General features: G+C 74.9%; 6 protein-coding genes. All 6 read right to left on the reverse strand.

All coding sequences use genetic code 11. From position 1 onward, the window contains the following. Position 1: 1 nt before the first annotated feature. Positions 2-1,078 carry a phospho-N-acetylmuramoyl-pentapeptide-transferase gene (mraY, locus tag MHY85_RS06145; protein ID WP_239194207.1) on the reverse strand — a complete coding sequence of 359 codons (1,077 nt, stop codon included), beginning with the start codon at positions 1,076-1,078 and terminating at the stop codon, positions 2-4. After that, a complete protein-coding gene (gene murF, locus MHY85_RS06150; protein ID WP_239194217.1) occupies positions 1,075-2,562 on the reverse strand; it encodes a UDP-N-acetylmuramoyl-tripeptide--D-alanyl-D-alanine ligase in 1,488 nt (495 codons plus the stop codon). Before murF ends, mraY begins: the two co-directional genes overlap by 4 nt. Further along, positions 2,559-4,169 carry a UDP-N-acetylmuramoyl-L-alanyl-D-glutamate--2,6-diaminopimelate ligase gene (locus tag MHY85_RS06155; protein ID WP_239194219.1) on the reverse strand — a complete coding sequence of 537 codons (1,611 nt, stop codon included), beginning with the start codon at positions 4,167-4,169 and terminating at the stop codon, positions 2,559-2,561. Before MHY85_RS06155 ends, murF begins: the two co-directional genes overlap by 4 nt. A 94-nt stretch (positions 4,170-4,263) precedes the next feature. Continuing rightward, positions 4,264-5,994, reverse strand: a complete 1,731-nt coding sequence (locus MHY85_RS06160) for a penicillin-binding protein 2 (protein WP_239194221.1) — start codon at positions 5,992-5,994, stop codon at positions 4,264-4,266. A 134-nt stretch (positions 5,995-6,128) separates the two neighbouring features. Further along, positions 6,129-6,539, reverse strand: coding sequence for a hypothetical protein (locus MHY85_RS06165; protein ID WP_239194223.1), 411 nt, complete (start codon positions 6,537-6,539; stop codon positions 6,129-6,131). Further along, positions 6,536-7,642, reverse strand: coding sequence for a 16S rRNA (cytosine(1402)-N(4))-methyltransferase RsmH (gene rsmH / locus MHY85_RS06170; RefSeq protein WP_239194224.1), 1,107 nt, complete (start codon positions 7,640-7,642; stop codon positions 6,536-6,538). Before rsmH ends, MHY85_RS06165 begins: the two co-directional genes overlap by 4 nt. Positions 7,643-7,690 lie beyond the last annotated feature (48 nt).

Consider the following 7,690-nt stretch of genomic DNA (forward strand, 5'->3'; position numbering starts at 1 on the left):
GTCAGCCCGTCACCCACTCCGCGTAGAAGATCCCGATGCCGAGCGACACGAACAGCCCGGCGATCAGCCAGAACCGGATGACGATCGTGACCTCGCCCCACCCCGACAGCTCGAAGTGGTGGTGCAGCGGCGCCATCTTGAACACCCGCTTGCCCGTCAGCTTGAAGAAGCCGATCTGGATCACGTCGGACAGCACGATGATGACGAACAGGCCGCCGATGATCGCCGCGAGCACCTCGGTGCGGGTGACGATCGACATGCCGGCCAGCGCGCCGCCGAGCGCCAGCGAGCCCGTGTCGCCCATGAAGATCTTGGCGGGGCTGGCGTTCCACCACAGGAAGCCGAAGCACGCGCCGGTCACCGCCGCGGCGACCACCGCCATGTCCAGCGGGTCGCGGGTGGCGTAGCACTTGGCGCTCTCGATCAGCCCGCAGCGCTGGTTGAACTGCCAGACGCAGACGATGACGTAGGCGCCGAAGACGATCAGCGACGAGCCCGTCGCCAGACCGTCGAGCCCGTCGGTGAGGTTCACCGCGTTCGACCACGCGGTGATGAGGAAGTTCGCCCAGATCACGAACAGGATCGCGCCGATCGTCGCCCCGGCGAACGCGAGGTCCAGGCCGGTGTCCCGGATGAACGAGATGCTGGTGGACGCCGGCGTGCGGAACGTGGCGTCCGGGAACTGCAGCGCGAGCACCGCGAACGTGATGCCGACGAAGCCCTGGCCGACGATCTTCCACCGCGCGGACAGCCCGAGGCTGCGCTGGCGGGAGATCTTGATGTAGTCGTCGAGGAAGCCGACGAACCCCAGCCCGGTCATCAGGAACAGCACCAGGAGCGCGGACGCGCTGGGCAGGTTCCCCGTGACCAGGGCGGCGACGCCGAAGCCGATCAGCGTCGCGCCGATGATGACGACGCCGCCCATCGTCGGCGTCCCGCGCTTGGTGTAGTGCGCCGTGGGGCCGTCCTGGCGGATGAACTGCCCGTACTGCCGGTTGACCAGGAAGGTGATGAACAGCGGGGTGGCGAGCAGCGCGACCACCATCGCGACGCCGCCGGCGACGAGGACGGAGATCATGCCCGCACCCCCGTGTCCGTGAGCAGGTCGCCCAGGCGCCACAGGCCGGCGCCGTTCGACGCCTTGAGCAGCACGACGTCGCCCGCGCGCAGCTCGCGCTCGAGGAACGCGGTGGCCGCGTCGACGTCGTCGACCATGACCACCTCGTCGCCCCAGGAGCCCTCGCGCTGCGCGCCCGCGAAGATGCCCAGCGCGCCGGACCCGACCACGACGGTCAGGCCCACGTTCAGCCGCACCACCTGCAGGCCGATCGCCTCGTGCTCGCGGCGGGCGTCCTCGCCGAGCTCCATCATCTCGCCGAGCACGGCGACCGAGCGCCGCTCGCGCCCGGACACCACGGCGAGCGCCCGCAGGGCGGCCCGCATCGAGTCCGGGTTGGCGTTGTAGGAGTCGTCGATGACGGTGATGCCGTCGGGACGCTCCACGACGTGCATCCGGTGGGGGCTGATCGCGTCGGCGGCGGACAGGCCGGCCGCGACGTCCGCGAGCGGCAGCCCCACGGCGAGCCCGGCCGCGGCCGCGGCGAGCGCGTTGTGCACGTGGTGCTCGCCGACCAGGCGCAGCTCGACCTCGGCCGTCTCGCGCGAGCCGTCGCCCTCGACCGGCGGCACCCGCCCGGCGTCGATCGTGAACCCGGCGCGGCCGGCACGGTCGACCCGCAGGCCCACGGCCCGCACGTCGGCGCCCTCGGTGGTGCCGAAGGTGGCGACGGCGCCCGGCGCCTGCGCGGCCATGGCGAGCACGCGCGGGTCGTCGGCGTTCAGGACGGCGGTGCCGCCCGGGGCGAGCCCGGCGACCAGCTCGGCCTTGGCGCGTGCCACGGCCTCGATCCCGCCGAAGCCCTCCAGGTGCGCGTGGCCCACGACCAGCACCACCGCCACGTCGGGCGGCGCGATGTCCGTGAGGTAGGTGAGGTGCCCGATGCCGGACGCCCCCATCTCGAGCACGAGGAACCGGGTCTGCTCGTCGGCGCGCAGCACCGTCAGGGGCAGGCCGATCTCGTTGTTGAACGACTTCTCCGGCGCGACCGTCGGGCCCGCGGCGGCGCACAGCTGCGCCAGCAGGTCCTTGGTGGTCGTCTTGCCGACCGAGCCGGTGACGCCGATGACCCGCAGGTCCGTGCCGCCGGGCTCGACGGCCGCCTCGCGGAGCCGCTCGAGCACGACGCGGGCCAGGTCGCCCAGCGCCCGCTCCACGTCCGCCACCACGACCACCGGCAGCGCCGTCGGGCCGGCGTCGTCCGGGCCGTCCTGCGTCACCGGCCGCGAGCCGAGCACCAGCGTGGCGCCCGCGCGCACCGCGGCGGCCGCGAAGTCGTGGCCGTCGGCGTGCTCGCCGGGCAGCGCCACGAACAGCGAGCCGGGCTGGACCTGGCGGGAGTCCACCACGACCGGCCCGGTCACCACCGTGGCGGGGTCGAGGCCCTCCGGGGACAGCCGTCCGCCCGTCGCGGCCGCCACCTCCGCCGCCGTCATCGCGATCACGCGGTCTGCTCCCGCGCCTCGCGCGCCGCGAGGGCGGCGTCCGCCGCGCGCAGCACGTCGCGGTCGTTGTACCGGTGGAAGACCCCGGCGATCTCCTGGGTCGGCTCGTGGCCCTTGCCCGTGATGATGATGGTGTCCAGCTCCGTCGCGAGGTCGAGGGCGTCGTGGATGGCCTGGGTCCGGCTGACGGCCTCGTGCACGTCGGCCAGCGCGGGGCGCTCCTCGCGCACCCCGTCCAGGATGGCGGCCCGGATGGACGCGGGGTCCTCCGAGCGGGGGTTCTCGTCGGTGACGACCAGCACGTCCGCGAGCCGCGCGGCGATCCGGCCCATCAGGGGCCGCTTGCCGCGGTCGCGGTCGCCGTCGGACCCGAAGACGATGATCAGCCGGCCCGGCGTGATCGGCCGCACGGCCTCCAGCGCCAGGACCAGGGCGTCCGGGGTGTGCGCGTAGTCGACCAGGCACAGCGGCCGGGGGCTCGCCCCGCCGCGGCGCTCGATCACGCGCTCCATCCGGCCCGGCACCCCCGAGGCGGTGCCGACCGCGTCGATCGCGACGTCGAGCGGCACGCCGGCGCGGTGCGCCAGCACGACCGCCAGGGCGGCGTTCGACACGTTGACCAGGCCGGGCAGCGGGCTGGCCGCGCGGTGCTCCGTGCCGTCCGGCCCGCGCAGCGTGAACGTCGAGCCCACGCCGTCCAGGCCCACGTCGGCCTCGGTCACGGCCCAGTCGGCGGTCTCCCCCTCCGGGGCGCCGACGTGCGTCGCGACGGTGTCGACGGGGATCTCCGCATCGTCCGCCAGCCGGCGGCCCCACTCGTCGTCGACGACCACGACCGCGCGCCGCGCATGGCCCGGGCGGAACAGCTGGGCCTTGGCGCGGAAGTAGCCCTCCATGTCGCCGTGGAAGTCCAGGTGGTCGCGCTGCAGGTTCGTGAACCCCGCGACGTCGAGCTCCAGCCCGTTCATGCGGCCCAGCGCCAGCGCGTGCGAGGAGACCTCCATCGCGACCGCGCTCGCGCCCCGCTCCAGCCCGCGGGACAGGATCGACTGCACGACCGGGGCCTCGACCGTGGTCCGGGGGCTCTCGATCGCCTCCTCGCCGATCCTGAGCTCGACGGTGCCCATGACGATCGTGCGCTCGTGCACCCGGCGCAGCGCCGCCTCGACGAAGTACATCGTGGTGGTCTTGCCGTTGGTGCCGGTCACGCCGACGGTGGTCAGGCGGCGGCCCGGGTGGTCGTGCAGCTCGGCGGCCAGCACGCCCGCGATCGCCCGGGGGTCGTCGGTCACCAGCACCGGCACCGCGCGCACGGCCTCGTCGTCGGTCGCGGCCAGCACCTCGGCGCCGGCCCGGTCCGTGACGACCGCCACGGCGCCGGCCGCCACGGCCTGGCCCGTGTGGGTCGCGCCGTGGGTGTGGGCGCCGGGGACGGCGACGAACAGGTCGCCGGGGAGGGCGTCGCCGCTGGCGACCGTCACCCCCGAGACCGCGAGGTCCGCCGGAAGCGGCGCACCGGTCCTGACGAGCCCGAACGCGTCGGCGAGGTCGGCGACCCGGCGGCTGTGGGGGTGCTCCGGGCGCAGCCGGCCCTGCGGGGACGTCATAGGGAGAATCTACCGCGCGGCCCACGGGCCCCCGCGACCGGGACGGCCGGGCGGGCGCCCGCGGGGGCGACGGTGCAGGTGGCGCGCACGGGACTCACCACGTGGTCGGGAAGAGCTGCGGCTGCGTCCCGCTGGGGGCGATGCCGAGCTCGGTCAGCGCGTAGCCGGCCACGTCGGAGAACACCGGCGCGGCCACGGTGCCGCCCCACTCGGACGTCCGCGGGTTGTGCAGGACGACGCTCACGGCGATCTCCGGGTCGTCCGCCGGCGCGACGCCGATGAACGACGCCGTGATGCCCTGGGTGCCGTCGGCCGCCCAGGCCTGGGCGGTGCCGGTCTTGCCGGCCACGCGGTAGCCCGGGATCGCCGCCGAGGACCCGGTGCCCTCGTCGACCGCGCTCTCCATCATCGTGAGCACGGTCTGGGCGGTCTCCGGGGACACCACCTGGGTCGTCTCGGCCGCGGCGACCGGGGTGTACGTGCCGTCGGGGTCGGTCCAGCCCTTGACCAGGTGCGGGGTGACGCGGACGCCGCCGTTGGCGATCGTCGCGAACACGTCCGTGGCCTGGAGCGCGGTGACCGACAGGCCCTGGCCGAACAGCACCGCGTACTTCGTGCGGCCGTCCCACTTGTCCGCGTCCCACAGCCGGCCCGCCTGCTCGGCCGGCAGCTCGATGCCCGTCTTCTGGCCGAAGCCGAACTTGGCCAGGTAGTCGTGCCGCACCTGCTCGGGCAGGTCCTGGCCGATCATCACGGTGCCGGTGTTGGACGACTCGGCGAGGATGCCGGTCGTCGTCAGCTGCATGCCGGCGTGCTCGTGCGAGTCCTTGAACGTCTGGCCGTTCGCCGTCGTGTAGGTGTAGGGCACCGTGTACTGCTCGAGCGGGTCCGTGATGCCGGTCTCGATCGCCGCGGCCATCGTGATGATCTTGGCGGTCGACCCGGGCTCGAAGACGTCCGAGACCGCGCTGGACCCGCCCCACAGCGAGTCGTCGGCGCCGGGGTCGTTGGGGTCGACCGTGCGGGACTCGGCCATCGCCAGGACCTCGCCCGTCTTGACCGAGGTCATCACGATCGTGCCGGAGTCCGACCCCGTCGCGGCGACCTGCTGCTCGATCGCCTGCTGCGCCTTCCACTGGATGTCGGCGTTGATCGTCAGCTGCACGCTGCGGCCGTCGGTCGCCGGGGTCGACTCCTCGTAGCCGCCCGGGATCTGCTGGCCGCCCGCGCCGCGCTCGTACACGGTCTCGCCCGGCGTGCCGGAGAGCTGGTCGTCCAGCGTGGCCTCGAGGCCCTGGGCGCCGTTCCCCTCGGAGTTCACCCAGCCGAGCAGGTTGCCCGCCAGGTTGGCGTTCGGGTAGACGCGCTCGGCGACCTGCTCCGAGGTGATGCCGTTGATCCGCAGCTCGCGGACCGCCTGCCACACCTCGGGCAGCACGTTCTTGGCGACGTACCGGTAGCCGGAGTCGCCGTCGAGCTTGGCGCCCAGCTCCGCCGCGTTGACCCCGAGGATGGGGGCCATCAGCTGCGCGGCGCCGGCGGCGCCCGAGTAGGTCGTGCCGTCCTCGGTGGTCGACCAGGTCTTGACCAGGTGCTGGTTCACCACGATGTCGTACCGGTCGACGGAGGTGGCGAGCACCTCGCCCTCGCTGTCCGTGATGGTGCCGCGGGAGGCCACGAGCTCCGCGCGGGTCATCCGGTTCGCGAGCGCCTCGGCGGCGATCGCGTCGCCGCCCACGCCCTGCAGCCACAGCAGCCGCCCGGAGAACACGGTGAGCAGCAGCGCCACGACGACGACCAGCACCGTGCGACGGCGGTCCAGCATCGCGACGCTCGGCCCCCCGGGGCGCGGGGTCCACGGGCCGCGCGGACCGCGCTGGGTGGGCAGCCCGGCGGCCGGCCTCCGGGTCGCCCCGCGCACCGGGCGCGCCGGCGCCGACGTGCGGCGGGTGGGCGTGCTCACTGCCCGGCCCCGACGTCGCCCTGCACCGTCCCGTCCGACAGCCGCAACCACCCCGTCGACCCCGCGGGGACCATGCCGAGCGCCGCGGCGCTCTCCGCGAGCTTCGCCGGCGACTTGTTCGTGTCGAGCTCCGCCGACAGCGACTGCTCGTCGCGCGCGAGCTGCGCCAGCTCGACGTCCATCGACCGCTGCTCGTACGCGCCCGCCGCCAGCTGCGTGTTCAGCAGCAGGGCCGCGAGCAGCGCACCCGCCAGGATCGCCATGCAGGTCACCACGAACGGCACGTGCGTGCGCGCCTGCGCCGGCGGGCGGACCAGCCGGAGCCGGGGCCGCTCGGGCGCGGACGCCGGCGCGGCGGACGGGCGGGGGCGGACGCGCGGTGCGCGGACGGCCTGCTCGGCGCTCATGCGGTTCTCCTCGGTCCGTTCGGGGTGCGGGTGGTGCGGGGTGCGCGGCCGCGGTCCGGGCGGCGGGCGCCCGGACCGCCGGTACTGCCGGCGTCGCCCCGTCCGGGGCGCAGGTGCTCAGGGGTGGGGCGCAGCCGCTCGGCCGCGCGCAGCCGCACCGACTGGGCGCGCGGGTTGCGGGCGAGCTCGGCCGCGTCCGCCTCCTCCGCGCCGCGGGTGAGCAGCCGCAGGTACGGCGCGTGCGTGTCCGGGACCACGGGCAGCCCGGGCGGCGCGCTGATCTCGGCACCGGCCGCGAACGCGCGCTTCACGAGCCGGTCCTCGAGCGACTGGTACGCCTCGACCACGATCCGGCCGCCGACGACCAGCGACTCGACGGCGGCGGGGACGGCGCGGGCCAGGACCGCCAGCTCGTCGTTGACCTCGATCCGCAGCGCCTGGAACGTGCGCTTGGCCGGGTTCCCGCCGGTCTGCCGCGCGGCGGCGGGGATGCCCGCGCGCACCAGGTCGACCAGCTCGGAGGTCCGCTCCAGCGGCGCCTTCTCGCGCGCCTGCACGATCCGGCGGGCGATCCGGCCGGCGAACCGCTCCTCGCCGTACTCGCGGAGCACCCGGACCAGGTCGGCCTCGTCGTAGGTGTTCAGCACCTCGGCCGCGGTCCGGCCGCGGGTCGGGTCCATCCGCATGTCCAGCGGCGCGTCCTGGGAGTAGGCGAAGCCGCGCTCGGCCTCGTCCAGCTGCAGCGAGGACACGCCCAGGTCCATCAGCACGCCCTGCACGCCCGGCAGGCCCAGCCGCTCGACGACCTCCGGGATCTCGTCGTAGACGGCGTGCACCGGGGTGAACCGGTCGCCGAACGGCGCCAGCCGGGCCGAGGCCAGCCGCAGCGCCTGCGGGTCCCGGTCGATGCCGACGACGCGCACGTGCGGCAGCGCCGCGAGCACGCCCTCGGTGTGGCCGCCCATGCCGAGCGTGGCGTCGACCAGCACCGACCCGGGCTCGGCGAGCGCCGGGGCGAGCAGGTCGACGCACCGCTGCAGCAGCACCGGCAGGTGGCGGGAGGCGGCGTCGCGCTCGGGCGGGGTGTCGGGCGCGTCGGGCACGGGGGTCTCCTTCCTCCGGCGGTGCGGGCGTGGCGGGTGCTGCGGGGT

The organism is Cellulomonas sp. ACRRI (genome assembly GCF_022346185.1).
Lineage (GTDB): Bacteria > Actinomycetota > Actinomycetes > Actinomycetales > Cellulomonadaceae > Cellulomonas.

Bases quoted from the DNA above. Each gene is read 5' to 3' on its own strand.
- mraY (WP_239194207.1), bottom strand. From the start codon at position 1,078: ATGATCTCCGTCCTCGTCGCCGGCGGCGTCGCGATGGTGGTCGCGCTG.
- MHY85_RS06155 (WP_239194219.1), bottom strand. From the start codon at position 4,169: ATGACGTCCCCGCAGGGCCGGCTGCGCCCGGAGCACCCCCACAGCCGC.
- MHY85_RS06160 (WP_239194221.1), bottom strand. From the start codon at position 5,994: ATGCTGGACCGCCGTCGCACGGTGCTGGTCGTCGTCGTGGCGCTGCTG.
- MHY85_RS06165 (WP_239194223.1), bottom strand. From the start codon at position 6,539: ATGAGCGCCGAGCAGGCCGTCCGCGCACCGCGCGTCCGCCCCCGCCCG.